The 25,707-nt window shown below is 70.9% G+C and carries 20 protein-coding genes; 18 read left to right on the forward strand and 2 right to left on the reverse strand.

Going from position 1 to position 25,707, the window contains the following annotated elements; translation table 11 throughout:
- The first annotated feature begins 90 nt into the window (after positions 1-90).
- The 7 genes from ACFWCK_RS16640 (at position 91) to ACFWCK_RS16670 (ending at position 6,882) form a co-directional block, all read left to right on the forward strand.
- Positions 91-1,686 carry an ATP-binding protein gene (locus ACFWCK_RS16640; protein WP_378806896.1) on the forward strand — a complete coding sequence of 532 codons (1,596 nt, stop codon included), beginning with the start codon at positions 91-93 and terminating at the stop codon, positions 1,684-1,686.
- Positions 1,683-2,831, forward strand: a complete 1,149-nt coding sequence (locus tag ACFWCK_RS16645; protein ID WP_378806897.1) for a hypothetical protein — start codon at positions 1,683-1,685, stop codon at positions 2,829-2,831. Before ACFWCK_RS16640 ends, ACFWCK_RS16645 begins: the two co-directional genes overlap by 4 nt.
- A gap of 61 nt (positions 2,832-2,892) precedes the next feature.
- Entirely contained in the window at positions 2,893-3,531 is a 639-nt protein-coding gene (gene tsaB / locus ACFWCK_RS16650) for a tRNA (adenosine(37)-N6)-threonylcarbamoyltransferase complex dimerization subunit type 1 TsaB (RefSeq protein WP_378806898.1), read from the forward strand.
- The gene (gene rimI / locus ACFWCK_RS16655) at positions 3,528-4,112 is read left to right on the forward strand and encodes a ribosomal protein S18-alanine N-acetyltransferase (protein ID WP_378806900.1); all 585 of its coding nucleotides are present in this window, start codon (positions 3,528-3,530) and stop codon (positions 4,110-4,112) included. The genes tsaB and rimI overlap by 4 nt, the downstream gene beginning before the upstream one ends.
- Positions 4,105-5,214, forward strand: coding sequence for a tRNA (adenosine(37)-N6)-threonylcarbamoyltransferase complex transferase subunit TsaD (gene tsaD, locus ACFWCK_RS16660; protein ID WP_378806901.1), 1,110 nt, complete (start codon positions 4,105-4,107; stop codon positions 5,212-5,214). The genes rimI and tsaD overlap by 8 nt, the downstream gene beginning before the upstream one ends.
- Positions 5,214-5,654, forward strand: a complete 441-nt coding sequence (locus ACFWCK_RS16665) for a hypothetical protein (RefSeq protein ID WP_378806902.1) — start codon at positions 5,214-5,216, stop codon at positions 5,652-5,654. The genes tsaD and ACFWCK_RS16665 overlap by 1 nt, the downstream gene beginning before the upstream one ends.
- Positions 5,655-5,658: 4 nt before the next feature.
- The gene (locus ACFWCK_RS16670; protein WP_378806903.1) at positions 5,659-6,882 is read left to right on the forward strand and encodes a hypothetical protein; all 1,224 of its coding nucleotides are present in this window, start codon (positions 5,659-5,661) and stop codon (positions 6,880-6,882) included.
- Positions 6,883-6,888: 6 nt separating this feature from the next.
- Here the strand turns inward: ACFWCK_RS16670 and ACFWCK_RS16675 are convergent, their stop codons facing one another.
- Complete coding sequence (locus ACFWCK_RS16675; protein WP_378806904.1) at positions 6,889-8,085, reverse strand: SAM-dependent methyltransferase; 1,197 nt, start codon at positions 8,083-8,085, stop codon at positions 6,889-6,891.
- Positions 8,086-8,253: 168 nt separating this feature from the next.
- Here ACFWCK_RS16675 and groES point away from each other — a divergent pair, with 168 nt between their 5' ends.
- From groES to guaB, 5 genes are all read left to right on the forward strand, one after another.
- Positions 8,254-8,550 (forward strand): co-chaperone GroES, encoded by a 297-nt coding sequence (gene groES, locus ACFWCK_RS16680; RefSeq protein ID WP_231090549.1) that lies wholly within the window; start codon positions 8,254-8,256, stop codon positions 8,548-8,550.
- Between the two features lie 135 nt (positions 8,551-8,685).
- On the forward strand, positions 8,686-9,645 hold the full coding sequence (gene rarD, locus ACFWCK_RS16685; protein ID WP_378806905.1) for an EamA family transporter RarD: 960 nt from the start codon (positions 8,686-8,688) through the stop codon (positions 9,643-9,645).
- Between the two features lie 195 nt (positions 9,646-9,840).
- A complete protein-coding gene (locus ACFWCK_RS16690; protein WP_378806906.1) occupies positions 9,841-10,782 on the forward strand; it encodes a helix-turn-helix domain-containing protein in 942 nt (313 codons plus the stop codon).
- A gap of 165 nt (positions 10,783-10,947) precedes the next feature.
- Positions 10,948-11,427, forward strand: coding sequence for a hypothetical protein (locus tag ACFWCK_RS16695; RefSeq protein ID WP_378806908.1), 480 nt, complete (start codon positions 10,948-10,950; stop codon positions 11,425-11,427).
- A 174-nt stretch (positions 11,428-11,601) separates the two neighbouring features.
- Entirely contained in the window at positions 11,602-13,104 is a 1,503-nt protein-coding gene (guaB, locus tag ACFWCK_RS16700) for an IMP dehydrogenase (protein ID WP_378806909.1), read from the forward strand.
- A gap of 230 nt (positions 13,105-13,334) precedes the next feature.
- Here the strand turns inward: guaB and ACFWCK_RS16705 are convergent, their stop codons facing one another.
- Positions 13,335-14,822, reverse strand: a complete 1,488-nt coding sequence (locus ACFWCK_RS16705) for a DHA2 family efflux MFS transporter permease subunit (RefSeq protein ID WP_378806911.1) — start codon at positions 14,820-14,822, stop codon at positions 13,335-13,337.
- A gap of 97 nt (positions 14,823-14,919) precedes the next feature.
- Between ACFWCK_RS16705 and ACFWCK_RS16710 the strand changes: the two genes are divergently transcribed.
- The 6 genes from ACFWCK_RS16710 (at position 14,920) to ACFWCK_RS16735 (ending at position 25,653) form a co-directional block, all read left to right on the forward strand.
- On the forward strand, positions 14,920-15,564 hold the full coding sequence (locus ACFWCK_RS16710) for a TetR/AcrR family transcriptional regulator (RefSeq protein WP_378806913.1): 645 nt from the start codon (positions 14,920-14,922) through the stop codon (positions 15,562-15,564).
- Between the two features lie 134 nt (positions 15,565-15,698).
- On the forward strand, positions 15,699-16,250 hold the full coding sequence (locus ACFWCK_RS16715) for an OsmC family protein (RefSeq protein WP_378806914.1): 552 nt from the start codon (positions 15,699-15,701) through the stop codon (positions 16,248-16,250).
- A 422-nt stretch (positions 16,251-16,672) separates the two neighbouring features.
- Positions 16,673-18,361, forward strand: coding sequence for an ABC-F family ATP-binding cassette domain-containing protein (locus ACFWCK_RS16720; RefSeq protein ID WP_378806915.1), 1,689 nt, complete (start codon positions 16,673-16,675; stop codon positions 18,359-18,361).
- A 31-nt stretch (positions 18,362-18,392) separates the two neighbouring features.
- Entirely contained in the window at positions 18,393-19,514 is a 1,122-nt protein-coding gene (locus ACFWCK_RS16725; protein ID WP_233312770.1) for a GuaB3 family IMP dehydrogenase-related protein, read from the forward strand.
- 88 nt (positions 19,515-19,602) lie between these two features.
- Entirely contained in the window at positions 19,603-20,367 is a 765-nt protein-coding gene (locus ACFWCK_RS16730; protein WP_378807383.1) for an SURF1 family protein, read from the forward strand.
- A 264-nt stretch (positions 20,368-20,631) separates the two neighbouring features.
- Positions 20,632-25,653: an ExeM/NucH family extracellular endonuclease gene (locus ACFWCK_RS16735; RefSeq protein WP_378806917.1), complete on the forward strand. Its 5,022-nt coding sequence runs from the start codon at positions 20,632-20,634 to the stop codon at positions 25,651-25,653.
- The last annotated feature ends 54 nt before the right edge of the window (positions 25,654-25,707 follow it).

The raw sequence follows: 25,707 nt of genomic DNA on the forward strand, positions 1-25,707 counted from the left end.
ACCTTGCGGAAGCGTTGAGCGTCAGGGTTTCCCCCGGTGCGCGCGACGCGTCCCGCGGCGGCTCCGTGCCGACGCGGAGAGAGGATCGGCATGTCCCGCAGGGCGTCGATCTGGCGTTGGCAGCTCATCTTCGTCAGCACCACGGTTGCGATCGCCGTGCTCGTCGCGGCGCTCAAGCCGACCGTGTTCGCGACGCCGCTGTTCACCGCCGGGCTCGCGCTGTCGGTGCTGACCACGGCCGTGGTGCTGGTGCTGCCGTGGGATCGCATCCCGCCCGCGGGGATCCTCGCCGTCCCGATGATCGACATCTGCGCGATCGGCCTCACGACGCAGGCGCCGGACATCCGGCTCGGGTTCCTCTGGGTGATCCCGATCACGTGGATCGCCACGTACTACTCGATGATCGCGGTGTTCGGTGGCATCGCCCTCATCACGGCCTTCCTGTTCACGGTCGCGAACCAGACCGGACTGATCTCGGATGTGGTGCTGCGCGTGCTCATCACCGCGTTCGGGCTGGGTTTCCTGGGCACCACGATCCGGATCGGCGTGCGGCGCTCCCGGGCGTCCCGGCGACTGCTGCGTCGCCGATCCGAGCAGATCGACCGAGTGGCGCGGCGGGCCGAGACGCACGAGCGCCGGGTCACCCAGATCATCGATGCACTGGACACGGCACTCGTCGCCGTCGGCGACGACGGCGAGATCCTCAAGATGAACGACGCCTATCGCCGGCTGTACGGCCGCGACGCCGACGGCATCGCGCTGCCCGCGCTCGCGGTGGAGTACGACGACCGCGAGGGCGAGCCGATTCCGGTGCAGCGCACCGTGCTCGCCCGGGCCGCGCGCGGCGAGCACCTCGCGGGAGAGCGGGTGTGGCTCTACGGCGTGGACGGCGAGTGGCGGGCGCTCGAGGTCGACACCCAGCCGATCGCCAGCGACGCCGATCAGGGCGCCGTCGTGCTGGTCAAGATCGACGACGTCACCGCCCGGCTCGCCGCGGCCGAGGAACGCCGCCTGATGTCGGCCATCCTCACGCACGAGCTGCGCAACCCGCTCACCGCGATCGTCGGGCACGTCGACCTGCTGCTCGAGCGCGAGGATCTGCCGGCCCGTGCCGCCGACCAGCTGGGTGTGGTCGCCGGGGCCGCCGAGCGCATGCAGGATCTGGTCACGACGGCACTGGATGCCTCCCGTCCCCGCTCCCGGGTGCTGTCGGAGCCGGTCGATCTGCATGCCCTGGTGCAGGCCTCGGTGTCGTCGTTCCTGCCGACGGCGACGGCAAACAGGCTGCGGGTCGAGGTGACGGGCGAGCCGACCCTGCTCATCTACGGGGACGCGTTCCGGCTGCGGCAGGTGATCGACAACCTGCTCAGCAACGCCGTCAAGTACACCGCGGCCGGCGGCTCCATCCTGCTCTCGCTGGGCGTCACCGACGACACGCGCGCGGAGCTGGTCGTCGCCGACACCGGATCCGGCATGGCGCCCGCGGACGTGGACCAGCTCTTCCAACCGTACTTCCGCGGCGAACGGGCCGAGCGCAGCGGAGTGCCGGGGACCGGCCTGGGCCTCGTCGCCGCGCGCGACATCGTGACCGCGCATCACGGCACCATCGACGTCAGCAGCCGGCTCGGCGAAGGCACGCGCATGCGCGTGCTGCTGCCTCGGCGCCCCGAGAGGAACGACGCATGACCACCCTCACCGCCCCCGTCGGCATCACCGTGAACACATCCGTCACGCTCGTGGCGATGGTGACGCTGTCCGCCGCGCTGGTGTTCGGACTGGCTCTCATGCCGCGTCCGAGCAGAGCCACCGTGACCTGGTCGGTGGGTTTCGGCATCGCCATGCTCGCGACCTACGTATGGGTGGCAGCGAACCAGTTCGACAGCGCTCCGCTGCGAGCCCTGTCCTCGGGGCTGATCGTGTGCTTCGAGCCGCTGCTGTGGCTCGGGATCCGCGCCTATGCGGGGAAGCGGCTGCTCTGGCCTGCGGCGGCGGCGTTCGTCCTCGTCGCGCCGACGCTGCTCATGGCGAGCAGCACCACCGCCGCGTATCCGACCGTGTTCCGCGTCGTGTTCTCCGCGGCGGCGGTGTTCGCGGGGCTCGCGGCGTGGGAGCTGTTCCGGCTGCGGATCAGCGCCCGGGACGTGGTGCTGCCCCTGGCGCTGGTGTCATCGGCGTTCGTCGTGGTGGCCGTGTTCGGCGTCATCGCCGGCATCACGGGTATCGGATCCGCTCCCGGCGACGAGCTGCGCATGCTGCGTGACATCAACGGCGTCGGAATACTGCTGACCAGCCAGTGCGCGGCCGTCACGATCGTCCTGCTCGCCCGCGGCGAGGCGCTGCTGCGCGGCGGCGGGCACAGCAGCGCGGACAGCCGCGCAGCGCTGCGGGCACGTCTCGCCCGGGCCCGGCAGGCGCAGGAGCCGGCCTGGTCGCTGCTGGACATCCGGCTGGACGATCCCGCGGATCTGGCGGAGGCCTCGGGGCCGGCCGTGTTCGCCAGCATCGTGGATGCGTTCCATGCGCACGTGCTCGACGCGCTGCCCGCCGCGGCCGACGTCGAGCGGATCTCGGACGTGCGTGCGCTGGCCCTGCTGCCCGGCGCCGAGGACGCCGTACGACGCGAGCTGCGGGTGCTGCTGCAGCGGGTCTCCACGATCGAGGACTCCGGGCCTCGGGCGTCGGTGCGCGTCTCGGCGAGCGTCGGCTGGGCGGGCGCCGCAGCCGCGGACTACGATCTCGACGCGCTGTCGGCCGTCGCGGCCGATGCGGCGACCCTCGCGCAGGACCGCGGCGGCGACCGCTGGGAGCGCGCCGGGGTCTCCGCGCGCTGACGGGCGGATCCGGGGCCGCGTGCAGGGACCGGCCGAGGGCCGCGGCGGCTACCCTGGAAGGGTGATTCTCGGCGTGGACACCTCACTCGGCTCGGCCGTCGGCCTGATCGGCCGCGACGGGCGCACTGTCGCCGACGTGGCGCGGGAGGGACACCTGGGACACGCCGAGGCCATCGGTTCTCTGCTGGAGCAGGTGCTCGCCGCCGCGCCGGCGTCGGATCCGGATCCGGATCCGCTCACGCATGTCGCGGCGGGCATGGGGCCGGGGCCGTTCACCGGGCTGCGGATCGGAATCGCCGCCGCGCGTGCATTCGCCCTGGGACGGGGCGTCCCCGTGATCGCCGTGCCGAGCCATCATGCCGCCGCTCTCGCGATCATCGAGGCGGACGCTCCCACTGAGCCGTTCGCCATCCTCACCGACGCCCGGCGCCGCGAGACCGCGGTGACCGTGTACGAGGGGATCGACGTCGACGGCATCCCGCACGCCGTCGTCGACACCGTGCTCGTGCCGCAGGCCGACGTGGATCGCAAGCTCGGGGCGCTGCGCCGTTTCGAGGTCGCCGCGATCTCGGCCGCCGCCGTCGCGCGCGTCGCCCGTCGCGCCGTCGCGGCCGGGCGCACCCTCACCGGATCCGAGCCGTTGTACCTGCGCCCGCCGGATGCCCGCGTGCCCGCTGCGCCCAAGCGGGTCGGGCCGTGATCCGCGCCGCGACGACGGCCGACCTCGACGCGATCATGCTCATCGAACAGCGCTCGTTCCCGACCGACGCATGGAGCCCGGAGATGATGGCGGCCGAGCTCGCGAGCCCGCACGGCCGATACTTCGTCGACGTCGAGCCGGCCACCGGTTCCGCCGCGCAGAGCGCTGGTGCCGAGGTGGTCGTCGGATACGGGGGAGTGCGCGCGCTGCGCGGATCCGCCGACAGTGACATCCAGACCATCGCCCTCGACGCCGAGCACCGCGGATCCGGTCGGGGCAGGGCGCTGCTGCGCACGCTCCTCGCGGAGGCCGCGGAGCGCGGTGCGACGTCGGTGTTCCTCGAGGTGCGCGCCGACAACCCGGTCGCCGAGGGGCTGTACCTCTCCGAGGGGTTCGCGGAGATCGGCCGGCGCGCCGGCTATTACCAGCCCGACGACGTGGACGCCGTGATCATGAAGCTCGACCTGACCGCACGCGCCGAATCCGTCCTCAGGACGGATTCCGCCGATCCGCGCGAATTGGACCGATCCGCCGAGGATTCGCGAAATGATCCTGAGAACGGGAAGGGATCCGATGACTGACCAGCCCCTCGTGCTCGGTATCGAGACGAGCTGCGACGAGACCGGGATCGGGATCGTCCGCGGTCGCACCCTGCTGTCCAACACGATCGCGTCGAGCATGGACGAGCACGCCCGCTACGGCGGCGTCGTGCCCGAGGTCGCCGCACGGGCGCATCTCGAGGAGATGCAGCCGGCGATCGAGCGGGCTCTCGCCGAGGCGCAGGTGCGGCTGCAGGACCTCGACGCCGTCGCCGTGACCAGCGGGCCGGGCCTCGCCGGCGCGCTCATGGTCGGCATCGGCGCGGCGAAGGGCCTGGCGGTGTCGCTCGGCAAGCCGCTCTACGCCGTGAACCACCTGGTCGGGCACATCGCCGCCGACATCCTGACCCCCGACTCCGTGCCCCTCGAGTACCCGACGATCGCGCTGCTCGTCTCGGGCGGGCACACCTCGCTGCTGCACGTGCGTGACCTCACCACCGACGTCGAGCTGCTCGGCGAGACCGTCGACGACGCCGCCGGCGAGGCCTTCGACAAGGTCGCCCGCATCCTCGGCCTGCCGTATCCCGGGGGGCCCGAGATCGACCGGGCGGCCGTGGGAGGGGATCCGGCCGCGATCCGGTTCCCGCGCGGACTGTCCCGAGCGTCGGATCTGGACAGGCACCGCTACGACTTCTCGTTCTCCGGGCTGAAGACCGCGGTCGCCCGCTGGATCGAGCGCGAGGAGGCCGCGGGCAACCCGATCCCCGTCGCCGACGTCGCCGCGAGCTTCCGCGAGGCCGTGGTGGACGTGCTCGTGACCAAGGCGCTGGCGGCCTGCGCCGACCGGGGCGTGCCCCGGCTGCTGCTGGGCGGCGGCGTCATCGCGAACCGCCGACTGCGTGAGGTCGCCCTCGCCCGGGCGGCAGAGGCGGGCGTCACGGTGCGCATTCCGCCGCTCTCGCTCTGCACCGACAACGGCGCCATGATCGCGGGGCTCGCCGCCGAGCTGATCGCCTCCGGCCGGCGCCCCTCGACGCTCGCGTTCGGCGCCGACTCGACGCTGCCGGTGACCGAGATCCAGGTCGCCGAGGACTCCTCCGGCGCGGAGGACGCACTCGTCCGCGCGGGCGCCGAGGTCGGATGATGGCGACCGCGGACGGGAAGGATCCGCAGCGCTACACGCGGCTGCCGACGGCTCCCGTGCCCGTGGGCGTGGAGAGCGGGCCCCAGCTGGACGGCGGGATCGAGCCCGAGGAACTGGAACTCGACCGCGACGGTGCGGCGGTGGCGCACGAGGAGTGGCACCCCACGGACGGCACCGAAGCACCCGTGCCGGCGCCCGCCGAGCCCCGGCTCGCGCCGTGGGCACTGCTGTCCGCGATCGTCGCGCTGTTCGCCGCGCTGTTCGTCGGCTGGGGGATCCCCGTCGCGATCGTCTCGGTCATCGCCGCGATCATGTCGCTGCGCCGGCCGGAGGAGAACCGTGTCATCGCGGTCTGGGCGCTCATGCTCGGGTGCGTGGCCACGCTGTACAGCACGGGATGGCTGCTCTGGGCCGCCTACCGGTTCGGCTGGTTCGGATAGCGCCATGACGGATCCGGCGCAGGAGGAGGAACGGCGCGAACTGGAACGCCGTGCCTTCGGCCGGGACGGTTCCGGGCTGAGCCGGGACGAGGCCGCGCGCTTGACGGAGCTGCGCCGTGCCGCCCTTCCCCTCCCCACGGGGTCGTTGCAGCGGCAGGCCGCTGTGTCCCTCCCCACGGGGTCGTTGAGCGAGGACGGCGAAGCCGAGCGAGACGAAACGCAGCGGAACGAAGGACCGCCGACCCACGCGCCCGCTCTGCCGATGGTGTCCCGTTCCTCCGACGGATCCGGCGATGTCGTCGGTGAAACGGGACAGCGTCGGCGGTTCGGGACGGGTCGTGCCAGGATCCGGGCCTGGCTCGCGACGGGCCGCTGGAAGCGTCCGCGCTACCTCGTCGGCGGCCTGGCCGGGCTGCTCCTCGTCGGTGTGCTGATCGGATGGACCATTCCGCGCCCGCCCGACGTGGGTCTCGCCCTGCGCGCCGGTGAGGCCGAGCGTCGGGACGTGGTGCTGAAGGACTCGGACCACGATCCAGGCAGCGCGGTGCTGCTGGCCCGCCGCGACGATGCCCTGCTCTGGACCTGGACGAAGATGAACGGCGCGCTGCGCTGCGCCGCGTTGGACGTGCCGAAGGCGACGTCGGAACGGCAGTGCCAGCTGCCCGGGGAGATGGCGAAGACCGCGTATTCGCTTCAGCTGAGTGCCACGCTGCCTCCGGCAGCCGATCGTCTCGACACGCAGGTCGGCTACGGCGCGACCCTCTTCCTCGCGGGGCAGGGGTTCCCCGGCGGATCGATCCAGCGCTGGGAGTCGGATTCCCGCATGAGGAACCAGGGGATGAGTGCGGCCGAGATCGAAGCGGCTGCACGGCTGTCGACGGACCAGAACCTCGAAGGCCTCTCGATCGTCGGACGCTGGCGTGGACTGCCCGTCTGGCGTGGCTTCGCGGACGATGGGTCGTCTCAGTGCCTGATCGTCGAGACGCCGGATCCGCAGCGCGGGTGCGGGTCGGACGGCCGCACCTACCACAGCACTGCCGGGGGCGGCGTCACCATCCTCGGTTCCGGGAACGCTGACGAGGAGTCGTCGATCGTGCTCGAGGTGCCCGCGACCGAGGAACGGCCCTCCGCGATCATCGATATGCGGACGGGGATGTACATCGGGTCCTATCTGATGATCACGGAGAATGCGGCGGTGGGCGACGGCGGGCTGTTCTCGCGCAAATGACCGCGTTCAGACCCGGTCTGCGAGGATCGCGTGCCGTCTGTCGCTGATGCGCACCAGGATCAGGGTCGCCTCGGCGGCCCCGCGCAGGTTCAGCTTCTTGCGGAACGCGGCCGGATCCACGTCCACGCCGCGCTTCTTGATCTCCAGGCGTCCGATCCCGGCAGTCTTGAGGGCGGACCCGATCGCCTTCGGGTTCATCGGCAGCACCTCGCGCACCCGGAACGACGCCGCGAACGGGCTGTCGGCCGGAGCGTCGGACGTCAGATACGCGATGTGCGGATCCAGCATGCCGGCGTCGATGCTGCGCGCGAGGTCGCCGATCAGGCGTGCGCGGATCACGGCGCCGTCGGGCTCGTGCACATACGCGCCGAGCTCGCGCACCTCCGCGTCCTCGGTGTCGGCCGGGGCGGTCAGTTCGTGCGCCCGGTCGCCGCGGATCACGAGGGCCGCCCGCCGGACGCCCTCGCGTGCCAGCCCGCCCGACCACAGCACGAGCTCCACGACGTCGCCGTCCGCGCTCACCCACTGCGCTTCGACATCGGCGGGGATCGCGTCACGGTCGTGGGCGGGCCCGAGCTTGATGCCGGTAGGGACGCGCGCGGCGAGCGCGAACGCCCAGTCCAGCGAGGGGGAGTAGTCGTCTGCGGCCACGCGACGGGTCTCGGAATGCCCCGCCGTGCGCCGGGCCGGATCCAGCCACACCGCCGCCGACTCGGTGCCCTCGGAGGGCGCGTGATCCTCCGCGAATCCGTGCCGCACCTCGGCATCGGATCCGAACGGCGCCAGGTTGTACGCCGCCAGCGCGGCCGTGACCTCGTCGGCATCCACGGCCGTGACCCGCAGTCCTGCGCCGGCGAAGGCGAGCGCGTCGCCGCCGATCCCGCAGCCGAGGTCGGAAACGTGCGCGACCCCGGCGGCGCGCATCCGACCGGCATGACGTGCGGCGACCGCGAGCCTGGTCGCCTGCTCCAGGCCGGCGCGCGTGAACAGCATCCGGTCCGCGAACTCGCCGAATTTCGCCGTCGCCTTCGTGCGCAGCCGCGCCTGGCCGACCACGGCGGACACGAATTCCGGGGAGTGCCCCTCGGACCGCAGGCGCATGACTGCGCGGGCGGCCGCATCCGTGGATCCGATCTCGCCGAGCTCGTCGATCGCCCGCAGCGCCTCGGGCGTCAGCAGGGTTCGCAGTTCGCTCATATCCACGCGGTCCAGGCTATCCGTCCGCCGTGGGCGGACCGGCGTCTGACCCTTCGAGACGTCACGCGACTGGCACTCTGATTGCATGAGTGCCAGCGATGCGCCTAGACTGTTGTTAGCACTCTCGGGCTGAGGGTGCTAATCAGTCTTGAACCGTCAAGAAAGAGGTAGACCGTGTCGGTTTCCATCAAGCCGCTCGAGGACCGCATCGTCATCAAGCAGGTCGAGGCCGAGCAGACCACCGCGAGTGGCCTGGTCATCCCCGACACTGCCAAGGAGAAGCCCCAGGAGGGCGAGGTCGTGGCCGTGGGTCCCGGTCGCATCGACGACAACGGCAACCGCGTTCCGCTCGACGTCGCCGTCGGCGATCGCGTGCTCTACAGCAAGTACGGCGGCACCGAGGTGAAGTTCGGCGCCGAGGAGTTCCTCGTGCTGTCCGCGCGCGACGTGCTCGCCGTCGTGGTGCGCTGAGCGCCCACTGACGTCTCGAAGGCCCGGATGCCCTGTGCATCCGGGCCTTCGTCGCGGGCGGGGGTCGGAGGCGGATCCGCGTGCGGATCGGATGCGGCCGGCCGCGCGTCCTTCCTGCGGCAATAGGGTTGACCGGTGACCACCGCCCCGCGCAGCGCCCAGACCGTGGGCGTCGCCTCCGCGATCGGCGCATACCTGCTGTGGGGCGTGCTGCCGCTCTACTTCCTGCTGCTGGCGCCGACCGGCCCCTGGGAGCTGGTCGCCTGGCGGGTCGCGCTCTCCTTCGTGTTCTGCCTCATCCTGCTGGCGATCACCCGCGGCTGGAAGCCGTTGATGGCGATCGTCCGGCAGCCGCGGCTGCTCGCGCTGACGGCGCTCGCCGGGGTTCTGATCTACATCAACTGGCAGGTGTTCGTCCTCGCCACCCTGAACGGCGAGATCGTCGAGACCAGCCTCGGCTACTTCATCAACCCGATCGGCACCATGCTGCTGGGCGTCTTCGTGCTGAAGGAGAAGCTGCGCCGGCTGCAGTGGGTAGCGATCGGGATCGCGACCGTCGCGGTGCTGGTGATCGTCTTCGCCCACGGCACGTTCCCGTGGATCGCGCTCTCGCTGACCGCCTCGTTCGGCATCTACGGACTCGTCAAGAAGAAGATCGGCCCCTCGGTCGACGCCGTGAGCGGACTCACCCTGGAGTCGTTCTGGCTGCTGCCGGTCGCTGTCGTGCAGCTGATCGCGGTGGGTCTCACCACCGGGATCACGATGGGCGCGAACGGTGCGCTGCATGCGAGCCTGCTCGCCTTCGCGGGCGTCGCCACCGCGGTGCCGTTGCTGCTGTTCGCCGCGGGAACCCGCCGGATCGGGCTGACCGTGATCGGCATGATCCAGTTCATCACCCCGATCATGCAGTTCCTGGTCGGCGTGCTCGTCATGCACGAGCCGATGCCGACCGAACGGTGGATCGGCTTCGCGATCGTGTGGGTCGCGATCGCCGTGTTCCTGATCGACCTCGCGCTCGCCGCCCGCCGGATCCGATCCGGCCGTGGCACGGTCCAGGAGTCGAACCCCGGCACCGACACGATCCACGTGCCCTGAGGCGCCGCCCCAGGTCCGCGTCACTTCTCACCCGCGGCTCGCTCCTTCGATGTGACGATGCGTCGACGAGCGACCCGAAGCTCCGCACACGTCGTCTGCAGGGAGTCGAAGACCGACCGGTCGAATCGATCCGCACGATGCGAACGCACGTCTGCGGCGGATCCGGACCGGCGCTGGGGAGCCTGGGGAGGCGAGATGCTGGTGCAGCGATCGCCGTCCGGCGACGCCGTCGCGTGGCTGCGCTCCGCGGGGGCGAAGAGCGATGCGGCGTGGGCCGCGGATCCCGGCGATCAGCCGACCCGACCCGCTCCCACCGGTTCTCCGCCTCGCCTGATCCTCGGCGACATCACCATCGCCGCGCACGCGCTCCCTCCTGGTGCCGACCGCACATCGGGCGTCGCCGCTGGTCGCATGCGGCTGCTTCTGGTGCGCGGCGGACCCGTGCGGATCCCGTCCAGGAGCGGGCCCGTCGAGATCGGCGACGGCCAGGGCGTCCTCGTGACCGGCACCGCATCGGTGCGGATATCGACATCGCACGCAAGCGACGTGATCGCCGTCGGCATGCCGGTGGACGCGTTTCCCGAGCTGTCGCTGCCGCGGAAATCGGCGATCCTCGTCGAGGACGCGGTGCTGCTGGGCCCGATCGCCGCGTTCGTGCACACGCTCCACAGCGGAGGCCCGCTCGACCTCCTCTCCCGGGAGCGCTTCGCCCCGATCCTGCGCGACATGATCCTCGTCGCCATCCGGCGAGGGGTCGGCAGAACGGGAGTGGCGTCAGTGCACTCCCTGCATCTGCGCGCCCTGGCGATCCTCCAGCGGCGGTACACCGAGGCGGCCCTCACCCCATCCGCGGTGGCCACCGAGATGAGCGTCTCGCTGCGTCACCTCGAACGCGAGTTCCAGCCGTCGGGTCGGACGATCCGCCAGGAGATCCGCCGCATCCGCGTCGCCGCCGCCGTGGCGCTGCTGCAGGAATCCGCCTCCACGGCGCAGACCGTCGACGCGATCGCCGCGCGGGTCGGATTCAGCAACGGCTCGAGCCTCGCCCGGGCGATCTCGGCGGAGGGCCTCGCGTCGCCCTCGCGCCTGCGGGCCGGCGGACGACGTGGGGGAGTCGCCGACGGTCTTCATACCTGACGCGACCGGATTCGCACGTGGGTCGACCGGGTCGGGGAACGCGGGCGGGAGCGCGGAGCGGGGTCGATTGGATACCGGAGGACCACCGCCCCGAACCCGCGGGAGCGGTCTCAACGGCTCCCGCATGTCCGTATGCGTGAGGCGACAACGAACTGGAGCATCCCCATGACCGAGATCCGTTCCGAGCGCGGCTTCCCTCGCCGCACGATCGTCAAGGGCGCCGCGTGGTCGCTGCCGGTCATCGCCGCGGCGGCGGCGACGCCGCTCGCGGCCGCGAGCGAGACGGCACCGGAGGCGAACTACGCGGAGGTCACGGCCACCGCCAATCCCAAGGTCGGCACCAACCCGAACTTCAAGATCCAGGGCCAGTACACCGACGGCGCCAACTACGTGGACGGTGCCCTCAAGGCCGGCACCCTGGTCACCTTCATCTTCGCGAACGGTGCGGCGGCGGCGTCGTACTCCGGGCTCTCCGGCCTGACGTTCGTCAGCGGCGACCCGGCCACCGGCGGCCCCGTCATCTTCCAGGTGACGGCCACGACGAGCAACCAGGTCAAGGTCACCTTCAACAACGTCGCCCCTGTGGGCGGCACCATCACCGCCGAGGTGCTGGGCGGAACCGGCACCGCGACCATCACCGCCTGAACGGTCAGGAGCGGATCCGGCACCCGCGTCGTCTCCGCTCAGGGAACGGCCGCCGTCGTGCCTGCGACGGCGGCCGTTCGCGTCGCGTGCGAGAGCGCCGTTCCTGGGAATACCCCACCCGGCGTGGCGCTTAGAATCGATACACGCGCGCGAGAAAGAGGAGCCCCGCAACCCATGGAGCAGCACGACCCGTTCGGTTTTGTCGGATTGACCTACGATGACGTCCTGCTCCTGCCCGGGCACACGGATGTGATCCCCAGCGAGGCGGACACCTCCTCGCGTGTGACGCGCCGCATCTCGGTCGCCACCCCGTTGCTCTCCAGCGCGATGGACACCGTGACCGAGGCGCGCATGGCGATCGCCATGGCGCGCGAGGGCGGACTGGGCATCCTGCACCGCAACCTCTCGATCGCCGACCAGGCCGCGCAGGTCGACCGCGTCAAGCGCAGCGAGTCGGGCATGATCACCGATCCGATCACCACGACCCCCGACGCGACGATCGCCGAGGTCGACGCGATGTGCGCCAAGTACCGCATCTCGGGCCTGCCCGTCGTCGACCCCGACGGCCGTCTGGTCGGCATCGTCACGAACCGCGACATGCGCTTCGTCTCCGGATCCGCCAAGCAGACCACGCTCGCGCGTGATGTGATGACGAGCGAGAACCTCGTGACCGCGCCCGTCGGTGTCGAGGCCGCGCAGGTCATCGCGCTGTTCGCGAAGCACCGCGTCGAGAAGCTGCCGCTCATCGACGCGGACGGCAAGCTCGCGGGTCTGATCACCATCAAGGACTTCGACAAGAGCGAGAAGTACCCGCTGGCCACCAAGGACGACCAGGGCCGGCTCCGCGTCGGCGCGGCGATCGGCTTCTTCGGCGACGCCTGGGAGCGCGCCGAGGCGCTGCGCGACAAGGGCGTGGACGTGCTCGTCGTCGACACGGCCAACGGCCAGTCGCAGGGCGTGATCGACCTGGTCAAGCGACTCAAGGCGGATCCGTCCTTCGCGCACATCGACATCATCGGCGGCAACGTCGCAACCCGTGAGGGCGCCCAGGCGCTCGTCGACGCCGGAGTGGACGCTGTCAAGGTCGGCGTCGGCCCTGGCTCGATCTGCACCACCCGCATCGTCGCCGGTGTCGGCGTGCCGCAGGTCACCGCGGTGTACGAGGCGTCGCTCGCCGCGCGCCCCGCCGGCATCCCGGTCATCGCCGACGGCGGTCTGCAGTACTCCGGCGACATCGCCAAGGCGCTCGTCGCCGGTGCCGACGCCGTGATGCTCGGATCCCTGCTCGCGGGCACCGAAGAGTCCCCGGGCGAGATCGTGTTCCAGGGCGGCAAGCAGTTCAAGCTGTACCGCGGAATGGGCTCGCTCGGCGCAATGCAGACCCGCGGCAAGCAGACGTCCTATTCGAAGGACCGCTACTTCCAGGCCGATGTGCCCAGTGACGACAAGCTCATCCCCGAGGGCATCGAGGGCCAGGTGCCCTACCGCGGTCCGCTCTCCGCCGTCGCGTACCAGCTCGTCGGCGGGCTGCGTCAGTCGATGTTCTACGTCGGAGCGCGCACGATCGAGGAGCTCAAGACCCGCGGCAAGTTCGTCCGCATCACGGCGGCAGGTCTCAAGGAGTCGCACCCGCACGACGTGCAGATCGTGGTCGAGGCGCCGAACTACAAGCGCTGAGGCGACCAGAAGGGCCCGGATCCGATCGGATCCGGGCCCTTCGTCTATCCCCTGATGGTCCTTACCGGCTTGGATCCAGGCCATCGGCGAGTCCAGGGTCGTGGCTCATCTGACTGAGCATTTCCCGGATGGCTGAAGGAATCGAACGGATCCATCCGCCATCCGGGAATCCCTCAGTCGAACGGCCGAGTCGGAGGCCAGACGAGCGAGCGGGACGGGCACCGAGGGGATCAGCCTGCCGCGACGGGCTCCGGTGCAGCGGACTCCGCCTCGACGCCGGCCGCATCGTCCACGTGCCCGCCCCTGCCGGCCGGCAGCCAGAGCGCGATGACCGTGGCGACCAGCAGCACCGCGGCGCCGGTGAACACGGCGGGGCGGGCGGCGTCGACGTAGTGGTCGGGCAGCAGCTGGCCGCCCGCGCCCACGAAGATCGCGGTCATCACGGCGGTGCCGAGGGCGACGCCCAGCTCGCGGAGCGTGGAGTTGACGCCCGACGCCTTGGCGTGGTCGACGAGGCCGAGCGTGGCGAGCAGCGCCGTCGCCGAGGGGGCGAACACGAGGCCCATGCCGACGCCGGCGAGGATGAAGGGCGCGACGAGGGCGGCGTACGGCACGTCCGTGGCGAGCAGCGCGGCGAGCCAGCCCAGCGCGATGCCCTGCAGCAGCAGGCCTGTCACGAGCAGGACCCTGGTGCCGACGCGCGGGGCGATCAGGCCTGCGAGCGGCGCCACGAACATCGGGGCGAGCGTCCAGGGCGTGGTCTGCACGGCGGCCTCGAGTGGAGTCGCCCCCTGCACCACCTGCAGGAACTGGATCAGGATGAAGACGGATCCGAACGTGCCGAAGCTGAAGGCGAAGCCGACGACGTTCGTGAGCGAGAACGACCGGTCCCGGAACAGTCGCAGCGGCACCAGCGGCGTGGCCGAACGCAACTGCCAGACCAGGAACGCGATCACGAGCGCGCCGCCCAGGGCGAGCTCGGCGATCACGCCGATCGTGTCCCAGCCGTCGTCGTTGCCGCGCACGATCGCATGCACGAGCGCGAGCACGCCACCGGCCGCGAGCACCGCGCCCGGCACATCGATGCGCACGCGGGCGCCGAAGTCGTTGCCCAGCACGAGCAGGGCGAGCGGGATCGCGATCACCGCGACGGGCACGTTGATCCAGAAGATCGCCTGCCAGTTCCAGCCCTCCATGATCGCGCCGCCGATGAGCGGGCCGACGGCGACGCCGAGTCCGGAGACACCGCCCCAGATGCCGATCGCGAGCGGGCGGCGGGCGGCGGGCACCGCGCCGGTGAGCAGCGCGAGGGACAGCGGCATGACGGCGGCGGCGCCCAGCCCCTGCACGGCGCGGGCGGCGATGAGCTGACCAGGGTCGGTGCTGAGCGCCGCGAACAGCGAGCCCGCCCCGAACAGCGCGATGCCGAGGGCGAACACGGTGCGGCGGCCGAACCGGTCGCCGAGCGCGGAGGCGACGAGGATCGCCCCGGCGAAAGCCAGGGTGTAGGCGTTCACGAACCACTGCAGCTGCTCGATCGTGGCGCCCATCTCGCGGTGCAGCACCGGCAGGGCGTTGGTCATGACGAGGTTGTCGAGGGTCGCCATGAACATCGGCAGGGAGGCGGCGGCGATGACGAGCGCGACCGGGCGCGATCGCCGCGGAGCGAGAGCGGCGCGGCTCCGGCGAGCGGCCGGGGCGGGTGAGGGAACGGTCATGGGAAGCTCCAGTTGTAATTGGATGATTACTAGCGCTTGAGACAATGTAGTAATCGTATGATTACAAAGTCAAGTCATTCGCTGATAACCTTTCGCCATGACCCCCGCAGCGCCCACGGACACCGGCATCGGCGAGGACTCCGGTCGCCGCCTCTCCTCCCAGGAGCGTCGCGCGCAGATCATCCTCGCGGCGCTCACCGTCTTCGGATCCCGCGGCTACGAGGGCGCCACCACCGACCAGGTGGCCAAGGCCGCCGGCGTCAGCCAGCCGTACGTCGTGCGTCTGTTCGGATCCAAGGAGAACCTCTTCCTCGCGACGATCGAGTTCGCCCTCGACCGCCTTCTCACTGTCTTCCGCGAGGCGCTCGTGGCGTCCGACGAGGGGGGCGAGCGCCCGCTGGGCAAGCGCATCGGCGAGGCGTACGTCGACCTCATCGAGGTGCGGGGCCTGCATCAGACGCTCGCGCACGCCTACCTCCTCGGCAGCAACCCGGCCATCGGCGCCGCCGCGCGCCAGGGATTCGCGAAGGTGTGGCGCTTCTTCCGCGATGACATGGGCCTCGACGCAGACGAGGCCCGCACCTTCCTCGCCGAGGGCATGCTGATCAGCACCATGATCGGACTCCGGATCGTGGACGACTACGGATCCGATCCGCAGATCACCGAGCTGTTCCGGGCGTGCTTCCCGAACAAGCTGCCGCATGTGCTCGAGGTGCTGCCGCGCAACGAGCACCGGCTCTAGTAGCCGCATCAGGCTCGGAGCCGGGGCGTCGGCGCCGCGGCGCCGCAGGAGGCCCCGCGACGCCGCATGACGCCGGATGTCCGTCGATGACGGACCTGCGGCGCCGGGGTGCGGGAGCCGAATATGGTCACGCCATGACTCTCCTCCAGGACACCACCGCCCCTATCGCCGACGTCACGCCCGAGCAGCGCGCGGAGCGTCTGAACAACGCCGGCTCCGCATGGAACGAGCGCATCGCCGCCGACCCCGCGAACGCGCAGCTGACGTACAAGGTCGTGGGGCGGGGCGTCGGATCCGTCGGCACCGAGATCCGCGCGGGTAAGCACACGTTCCTCGTGGACGAGCCGGCCGGGCTCGCCGGTGATGACGCCGCCGCGAGCCCCGTCGAGTATGCGTTGGGTGCCCTCGTCTCGTGTCAGGTCGTCGTGTTCCGGCTCTACGCCCAGGCTCTCGGCCTCACGATCGACGAGATCGAGATCACGGCCGAGGGCGACCTCGACGTGCGCAAGCTCTTCGGCATCGATGAGTCCGGACGCGCCGGGTTCCACGACGTCCGCGTGCGGGTCGACATCACCGGTCCGAACTCCGCCCAGGAATACGAGCGGCTCCGCGTCGTCGTCGAGGAGCACTGCCCCGTGCTCGACCTGTTCGCGAACCCGGTTCCGACCTCCGGCGCGCTCGTCTGAGCCCTCGCAGGCGTCGCTCGCCGGACGCGGTGCGACGGATGCGCGACGCTGCGACGGATGCACGAAGGATCCCGGGGTGCAGTCGTGCAGGCGTTGCGCGATCGTGCACGCGTCGCCGGCGCCAGCGCGGATCCGGGCTGGGCTCGACCGGCATTCGGTGCCGGACGCGGTGCGACGGATGCGCGACGCTGCGACGGATGCACGAAGGATCCCGGGGTGCAGTCGTGCAGGCGTTGCGCGATCGTGCACGCGTCGCCGGGGTGCAGTCGTGCAGGCGTCGCACGACCGTGCAGGCGTCGCAGCGGTGACGGTGTCGGGCTCGCCGTCGTTCCGGCCACGCGCGGGTGCGCGCCGGATCCCTCGCCTGATAGCCTGGTCGGCTCGCCATTGCGCACACGCGCGCGGGCGGAAGGACCACCACCGTGGGATACATCGATGTCGCCGGCGTCTCGCTCACCCTGCCCGACGGCCGCCCCCTGCTCGACGAGGCCTCGTTCCGCGTCGGCGCCGGATCCACCAGCGCCCTGATCGGACCGAACGGGGCCGGCAAATCCACGATCCTGCGGATCATCCGTGGCGAACAGGCGCCGGACGCCGGGGTCGTGACGATCGACGGATCCCTCGGTGTGATGGATCAGTTCGTGGGCCACGGCCACGAGGGGCAGACCGTGCACGAGCTGCTCATCACGGTCGCGCCCGCGCGCATCAGGGCGGCGGCCGAGGCGCTCGAGGCCGCCGAGAACGCCCTCATCGAGGACGACGCCGAGCCCACGCAGATGCGGTACGCGACCGCGATCGCGGAGTACGCGGATGCCGGCGGGTACGAGCACGAGACGGTGTGGGACCAGTGCACGGTCGCCGCTCTCGGCGTCCCGTTCGAGCGGGCGCGATTCCGCGATCTCGCGACCCTGTCCGGCGGCGAGCAGAAGCGGCTCGCCCTCGAGGCGCTGCTGCGCGGTCCTGACGACGTGCTGCTGCTCGACGAGCCCGACAACTACCTCGACGTGCCGGGCAAGCGCTGGCTCGAGGAACGGCTGCGGGAGACCCCGAAGACGGTGCTGCTCGTCTCGCACGACCGCGAACTGCTCGCCAGGGCGGCCGACCGCATCGTGACGCTCGAGCCGGGCGGCGCGGGCGCGACCGCGTGGGTGCACGGCGGCGGGTTCGCGACCTACCATCAGGCGCGGACCGACCGGATGGACCGGCTCGACGAGCTGCGCCGACGCTGGGATGAGCAGCACGAGAAGCTGAAGACCCTGGTCGCGAACCTCAAGGTCAAGGCCGCCGCGAACGACGGCTTCGCCTCGCGCTACCAGGCGGCGCAGACCAGGCTGCGCAAGTTCGAGGAGGCGGGACCGCCCGAGGAGCGCCCGCCCGCGCAGGACTTCGACATGCGGCTGCGGGGTGCGCGCACGGGCAAGCGCGCGATCGTCTGCACAGGCCTCGAACTGACCGGCCTCATGCGCCCCTTCGACGCCGAGTTCTGGTTCGGCGATCGTGTCGCCGTGCTGGGGTCGAACGGATCCGGCAAGTCGCACTTCCTGCGGCTGCTGGCCCGCGGCGGCAGCGACCCGGATCCGACTCTCGGACACCTCACCGGCGCGGGGGAGCGGCTGGACGAGGTCGCCCACACCGGTGCGGCGGTGCTCGGCGCCCGCGTCGTGCCCGGCCTGTTCGCCCAGACGCACGCGCATCCGGAGTTCGCCGGGCGTACCCTGCTGGAGATCCTGCACCGTGGTGATGACCGCAGGACGGGCATGCCCCGCGACGCCGCGAGCTCGGCGCTGGACCGTTACGGGCTGGTGCGGCAGGCGCAGCAGGAGTTCGCGCAGCTCTCCGGCGGGCAGCAGGCCCGGTTCCAGGTGCTGCTGCTCGAGCTCTCCGGTGCGACGCTGCTGCTGCTCGACGAGCCCACGGACAACCTCGACCTCGAGTCGGCCGAGGCCCTCGAGGATGCGATCGCGCGGTTCGAGGGCACGGTCGTCGCGGTCACCCACGACCGCTGGTTCGCGCGCTCGTTCGACCGCTTCCTGGTGTTCGGCGAGGACGGCGGGGTCTACGAGTCGGACGCTCCGGTGTGGGACGAGCGCCGGGTCGCGCGCACCCGCTGAGCGGCAGAGGCAACCCGGGTAGGCTGGGGTCGTGACTCAGGAGATCGAGCTCGGCCGAGGCAAGCGCGCGCGTCGCGCATACACGTTCGACGACATCGCGGTGGTGCCCTCGCGGCGCACCCGCAACCCGGAGGACGTCTCCACCGCGTGGACGATCGACGCGTTCCCGTTCGAGATCCCCGTGCTCGGCGCCCCGATGGACTCGGTGATCAGCCCCCGCACGGCGATCATGCTGGGTCAGCTCGGCGGCCTCGGCGTGCTCGACCTCGAGGGCCTGTGGACCCGGTACGAGGATCCGCAGCCGCTGCTCGCCGAGATCGCCGGCCTCGACGAGGCGACGGCGACCTCGCGCATGCAGGAGCTGTACGCCGAGCCGATCAAGCCGGAGCTGATCAAGGCGCGCCTGGCCGAGATCCGCGACGCCGGTGTCACGGTCGCCGGATCCCTCACGCCGCAGCGCACCCAGGAGCTCTACCAGACCGTCGTCGAGGCGGGCGTCGACCTCTTCGTCATCCGCGGTACGACCGTCTCCGCCGAGCACGTGTCGAGCGTCGCCGAGCCGCTCAACCTGAAGAAGTTCATCTACGACCTCGATGTCCCGGTGATCGTCGGCGGCGCCGCCACCTACACCGCGGCCCTGCACCTCATGCGCACGGGCGCGGCCGGCGTGCTCGTCGGCTTCGGCGGGGGAGCGGCCTCGACCACGCGCGCCACGCTGGGCATCCACGCGCCGATGGCCACCGCGGTCTCCGACGTCGCCGCCGCGCGCCGCGACTACCTCGACGAGTCGGGCGGCCGCTACGTGCACGTGATCGCCGACGGCGGCGTCGGCACCTCGGGCGACATCGTCAAGGCTCTCGCGATGGGCGCGGATGCGGTCATGCTCGGCGTCGCGCTCGCGCGTGCCACCGACGCCCCGGGCCAGGGCTTCCACTGGGGGCCCGAGGCGCACCACCCGAAGCTTCCGCGCGGTCGGCGTGTGGCGGTCGACGGCGTCGCGACGCTCGAGGAGATCCTCTACGGCCCGGCCCCGGTGGCCGACGGCACCGCCAACCTCATCGGCGCACTGCGCAAGTCCATGGCGACCACGGGATACTCCGACCTCAAGGAGTTCCAGCGCGTCGAGGTCGTGCTCTCGCCGTACGAGTCCTGAACGTCCGCCGTTCTTGAACCGCCCCGTGTCGTCTTCGCAGCACCCCGCCGTTCCGGCTCAGGAGTTTCCGCCGACCCTGCGCGAGGTCATGCTGCGTGGCCGCTGGATCGGCATGCTGCTGCTGTGCCTCGTGGTGGCCGGCGTGTTCGCCTGGCTCGGCCAGTGGCAGCTCGGCCGCGCCATCGACACCAACCCGCCGCCGCCCGGGGCGACCGAGAAGGTGCTGCCGATCGACCAGGTCGTGAAGCCGGGCGCCTATCTGGACGCGCCGCTGGTCGGCCAGCGGACCCAGACCAGCGGATCCTGGATCCCGGGTGACTTCCTCATCGTCTCGTCGCGTTTCAACGACGGCGTCGAGGGCTACTGGGTGACCGGGCAGCTGCGCATCGCCGGCACCGCGAAGCCCACCTCCCTCGCCGTCGCGATCGGCTGGGCGCCTGACGAGAAAGCCGCCCAGGCCGCGGTGCAGAGGCTGGAGAAGACCGCTGACGGATCCGTTCTCACCGTCACCGGTCGCCTCATCTCCGACGAGGGGCCCGTCGCGCCCCCGCAGGATCAGCCCGCCCGTATGGACCGGATGTCGCCGGCGGCGCTGCTCGGCTTCTGGCATGACACCGCGGAGCTGAACGTGTACCGGCCGTACCTCGCCTCCGGCACCCCGCTCGGCGGTCTCAGCACGATCTCCTCGCCGGCACCGGAGGAGCACTCCTCGGTCAACTGGCTGAACATCTTCTACGCCGTGGAGTGGGCGATCTTCGCCGGCTTCGCGTTCTACCTCTGGTACCGCCTCGCGAAGGACGCCTGGGAGCGAGAGGTCGAGGACTTCGACGAGCGGCGCGGCACCGCCGACTGAGTCGCCCCCCGCTCGTCTGCGCGCGCCGGAGTGCGCGTCTGAGCACGGGAGGTTACGCCGATGCGCGTTCGCGCGGGCCGAGGGACGCGACCCCAGTGCTCCGTTGGTGACGAGCCGATGAACAGCTTTCAGCCAGTGCATATCTTCCTTGAAGAGGGTCCATAGGCTCGCCTATCGTCGGTGAGGTGTGCGGCTGCCCGAATGCGCCGCGCACCGACGGTCCCGACCGGGAGCCGTCGCATCCGTTCCGTGGAGGCAGCGCTGATGAAGTCCGTCCCCGATGATGGGAACCGCATGGTCCCCTCGTCGTTCCGCAGAAGAGGGGCGCGACTCGGCGCCCTCGCCGCGACCACCGTCGCCGCGCTGAGCTTCGGCTGCCTGGCAGCCGTCCCGGCGTTCGCCGACACGACCGGCACCGGTGTCGTGATCAACGAGGCCTACCTCTCCGGCGGCAGCGCCGGCGCGGCCTACACGAACAAGTTCGTGGAGCTCTACAACCCGACGCACACGGCCGTCACGCTCGACGGGCTGTCCCTGCAGTACCGCTCGGCGGCCGGAACCGGGAACTCGAACGGTACCGTCGCGCTCTCCGGTACGATCGCGGCCGGCAGCTACTACCTCATCCAGGGCAGCAGCAACGGATCGAACGGCGCGGCCCTGCCCACGCCCGATGCGACCAGCACTCTGAACCCGAGCGGCGCTTCCGGCACGATCGCCCTGGTCAAGGGCGCAACGGCGATCAGCCTCCCGACCGGATCCGTCGCCGGCAACGCCGACGTGATCGACCTGCTCGGCTACGGCACGTCCAACACCTTCGAGGGCGCGGCCGCCACGGCTCCCGCGGGCAACACCGACGTGAAGTCCCTCAACCGGACGAGCGGGGCCGACACCGACTCGAACAGCGCCGACTTCACGCTGTCCGCCACGCTCACCCCGAAGAACACGTCCGCGGCGGCCGAGTTCCCGACCGACCCCGGAACCGGTCCAGAGCCGACCCCGACGCCGACGCCGACCGACACCCAGGCTCCCGGCGAGACCAAGACCATCGCCGAGGTGCAGGGCACCACCGACACGTCGCCGCTCGTGGACCAGACCGTCACCGTGCAGGGCATCGTGACCGGCGACTACCGCACCGGTGGATACAAGGGCATCACGATCCAGACCGAGGGCACCGGCGGGGACGTCAAGACCGACGGCGCCTCGGACGGCATCTTCGTCTACCTGAACGCGCTCGCCCCGTCCGTGGCGCGCGGCGACCTCGTCACCGTGACCGGCAAGGTCTCGGAGTACTTCGGTCAGACCCAGATCAACCCGGCCGCGGTCGGGGACGTCTCGGTCGTGACGGCCGGCGCAGGCGTGCCGCAGCCGGTCGCACTGCCCGACAGCGTGCGCGGCGCCGACCGCGAGGCGTACGAGAACATGCTCGTCGCGCCCACCGGCACGTACAAGCTCGCTTCCAGCCACCAGCTCTACAACTATGGCGCGCTGTGGCTCAACGCGGGCGACAAGCTCAACGTCAAGGCCACCGAGCTCGCACGCCCCGGCGCCGACGCCGACGCGATCACGGCCGCGAACCGCGCGAACCGGATCCTGCTCGACGACGGCTGGTCCTCGCAGATCGGCAAGGGCGGGCACACCGGCGGCCAGCCGTACTTCACCAAGGACACGGTCGTTCGCAACGGCGACACCGTGAACTTCCCCGCCGAGGGCGAGATCCTGCAGTACGGCTTCGACGACTGGCGCCTGCAGCCGGTGGTGCCGATCTCCGGCACCAGCGATGCGTCGCACAAGCCGACCTTCGGCAGCGAGAACCCGCGCCCGGCCGCACCTCCGGCCGTCGGGGGAGACGTGAAGGTGGCGTCGTTCAACGTCTACAACTTCTTCACGACGCTCTCGAGCCAGGACGCGAACGCCCGCGGCGCCAAGACCGACGCGCAGTTCCAGATCCAGCGCTCCAAGATCGTTTCGGCGATCAACGGGCTGGGCGCCGACGTCGTCGGTCTCATGGAGGTCGAGAACGGACCGAAGTTCGGCCTCGCGCTCGACGCTCCGCTGCAGAACCTCGTGCAGGGGCTCAACGACGCGGCCGGATCCGAGGTGTGGGACTACGTCCGCACGCCCGCGGCGCTGAACGACCCGTCGATCACCGACGCGATCACGACAGCGATCATCTACAAGAAGGCGTCCGTCACGCTCAAGGGCGACGCGTCGACCATCGTCGACGAGACCGTCTTCGGCAACGCCCGCGAGCCGATCGCGCAGACGTTCCAGACCGCTCAGGGCCGCATCCTCTCCGTTGTCACGACGCACCTGAAGTCGAAGTCCCCGCCGCAGAACGCGGGCCCCGAGCCGGCCGACGGGCAGGGCTTCTTCAACGCCGACCGCGTCGCCCAGGCCAAGGCCGAGCTCGCGTTCGCGCAGAAGGTGCAGAAGGACTCGGGCAGCGATGACGTCTTCCTCGTCGGCGACTTCAACGCCTACGGCAAGGAGGACCCGATCGACGTCTTCACCCAGGCAGGGTGGACCGATGTCGAGCCGACGCACGCCGCGGGCCAGTACACCTACTCCTTCGACGGCGAGCTCGGATCCCTGGACCACGTGATCGCGTCGCCCTCCGCGGCGAAGGCCATCACCGGCGCCGGAGTGTGGAACATCAACTCGCCCGAGTGGAGCGACCGCGGCTACGCGTTCGCGGCCACCGAGGCGGGCACTCCGTACCGCTCCAGCGACCACGACCCGATCCTCGTCGGCGTCAAGGGCGCGGCGGATCCGATCGACATCAACGTCGCGACGATCAACGACTTCCACGGTCGCATCGAGGCCGACGGCGCCGCCGCCGGAGCCGCGGTGCTGGCCGGAGCGGTCGAGCAGATCCGGGCCCAGAACCCGAACACGATCTTCGCGGCCGCGGGCGACCTCATCGGCGCCTCCACGTTCACATCCTTCATCCAGCAGGACAACCCGACGATCGACGCGCTCAACGCGGCCGGTCTCGATGTGAGCGCGGCAGGCAACCACGAGTTCGACCAGGGTTACGCCGACCTCCGCGACCGTGTGGAGAAGCGCGCCGACTGGACCTACCTCAGCTCGAACGTGTTCCTGACCGCCACCGGCGAGCCCGCGCTCACCCCGGCCTGGGTCAAGGACATCAAGGGCGTCAAGGTGGGCTTCATCGGAGCCGTCACCGAGGACCTGCCGACCCTCGTCTCGCCGGACGGGATGAAGGGCCTCGAGGTCCGCAGCATCCCCGAGTCGGTGAACAAGGTCGCGAAGCAGCTGCGCGACGGCGACGCCTCCAATGGCGAGGCCGACGTGATCATCCTGCTCGTGCACGAGGGGGCGACCACGACCGACGTGGCCAGCATCACCCCCGAGTCGCGTCTGGGCGAGATCGTGAACGGCGTCTCGAAGGACGTCAACGCGATCGTCTCTGCGCACACGCACCTCGCGTACAACCACGTGATCGACGGGCGACCGGTGGTCTCGGCCGGGCAGTACGGCGAAAACCTGGGCCTGATGGACATCAAGGTCGACCCGACGAGCAAGAAGCTCCTCTCGATCACCAACGAGATCAAGCCGCTCACGGTGGGCGGCAAGCCCGCCTTCCCGGCCGACCCGAAGGTGCAGGCGATCGTCGACGCCGCCAAGGCGAAGGCCGCGGAGCTGGGTTCGGTCAAGCTCGGCGACATCACCGCCGACTTCAACCGGGCCCGTCAGAGCGACGGCAAGACGGAGAATCGCGGCGGCGAGTCCACCTTGGGCAACTTCGTCGCCGACGTGCAGAAGTGGTCGACCGGCGCGGACTTCGCGGTCATGAACCCGGGCGGTCTGCGTGCCAACCTCACCTACGCGTCGAGCGGCGCGGGGGACGCGGACGGCAGCGTCAGCTACAAGGAGGCTGCGACCGTGCAGCCCTTCGCCAATACGCTCATGACGGTGAAGCTCACCGGAGCGCAGGTGAAGCAGGTGCTCGAGCAGCAGTGGCAGCCCGCCGGTTCGGCGCGTCCGTTCCTCAAGCTGGGCGTCTCCAAGGAGCTGACCTACACGTACGACCCGGCCGCCGCGGCGGGTTCGCACATCACGGGCATCCTGGTGAACGGCGCTCCGATCGATCCGGCCGCGACCTACACCGTGGGCGCGAACGCCTTCCTCGCGGCGGGCGGTGACGCGTTCACCGCGTTCCAGAAGGGCACCGACAAGAAGGACACCGGCAAGGTGGACCTGCAGTCGATGGTCGACTGGTTCGCGGCGAACAAGACAGCATCCCCTGACCTCGCCCAGCGCGCGGTCGGCACGGTGCTCTCCGCTCCCGCCGACGCGGCCGGTTACAAGGCAGGGGAGAGCGTCACGCTGAACCTCAGCTCGCTCGCGTTCACCGCGGGGGAGAAGGCGCCCGGTGACGTCACGGTCTCGCTCGGCGGCAAGGACCTGGCCACCGCGCCGGTGAACCCGGCCATGACCCTGGACGCCTACGACGAGGCGGGCACGGCCACGCTGATGTTCACGATCCCCGAGGGCGTGACCGGCGCGCAGGCGCTGCACGTCTCGGTCGCCGGCACCGGCACCGCGGTGCAGCTGCCGATCACGGTCGCCGGATCCGACACCGGATCCTTCAACGGCACCGTCTCGGTCGGCGCGGCCAAGGTCCTCGCGGGCGAGAAGCTGACGCTGACCGGCCAGGCCTTCGAGCCCGGCGAGACGCTGACGCTGCAGCTGCGCGAGCAAGGCAAGAAGGGCACGGTCATCGACCTCGGCACCGTCAAGGTCGGCGGCGACGGCTCGTTCTCCGTGTCGCCGGTGGTGCCGCGCTCGGCCAAGGGCGGCGACTACCTCGTCGCCGCGACCCAGGCCGACGGCGACGAGGCGACCGCCGCCGTCACCGTGGTGCGCGGGAAGGGCCAGCTCAAGCTCGGCTCCTCCTCGGTCGCCGCGGGCGGCAGCATCACGATCGCGGGCTCGGGTCTCGATGAGAACCAGGCCGTCGCGCTCGAACTGCACTCCACCCCGGTCTCCCTGGGATCTGTGACGACCGACGCGGACGGCGCGTTCTCGGCGACCATCACGATCCCCGCGGGCACCACACCCGGAGAGCACCACGTGGTGGCGATCCTGGCGGACGGCACCCAGATCACCGCGGCGATCACCGTCGCCGCGGCGGGATCCGCGGCCGGCGGCGGTCTCGCGCTGACCGGTGCGGACTCGGGCTCGTTCCTGCTCCTCGCCGCGGTGCTGCTCGCACTCGGCCTGGGCCTGATCGTGGCCCGTCGTCGCCTGCGCGCGGAGTGATCCTCCCGCGCTGACCGCGAAGGCCGTCGGATCCTCGGATCCGGCGGTCTTCGT

It is taken from the genome of Microbacterium sp. NPDC060117 (assembly GCF_042729315.1).
Classification (GTDB): Bacteria; Actinomycetota; Actinomycetes; order Actinomycetales; family Microbacteriaceae; genus Microbacterium.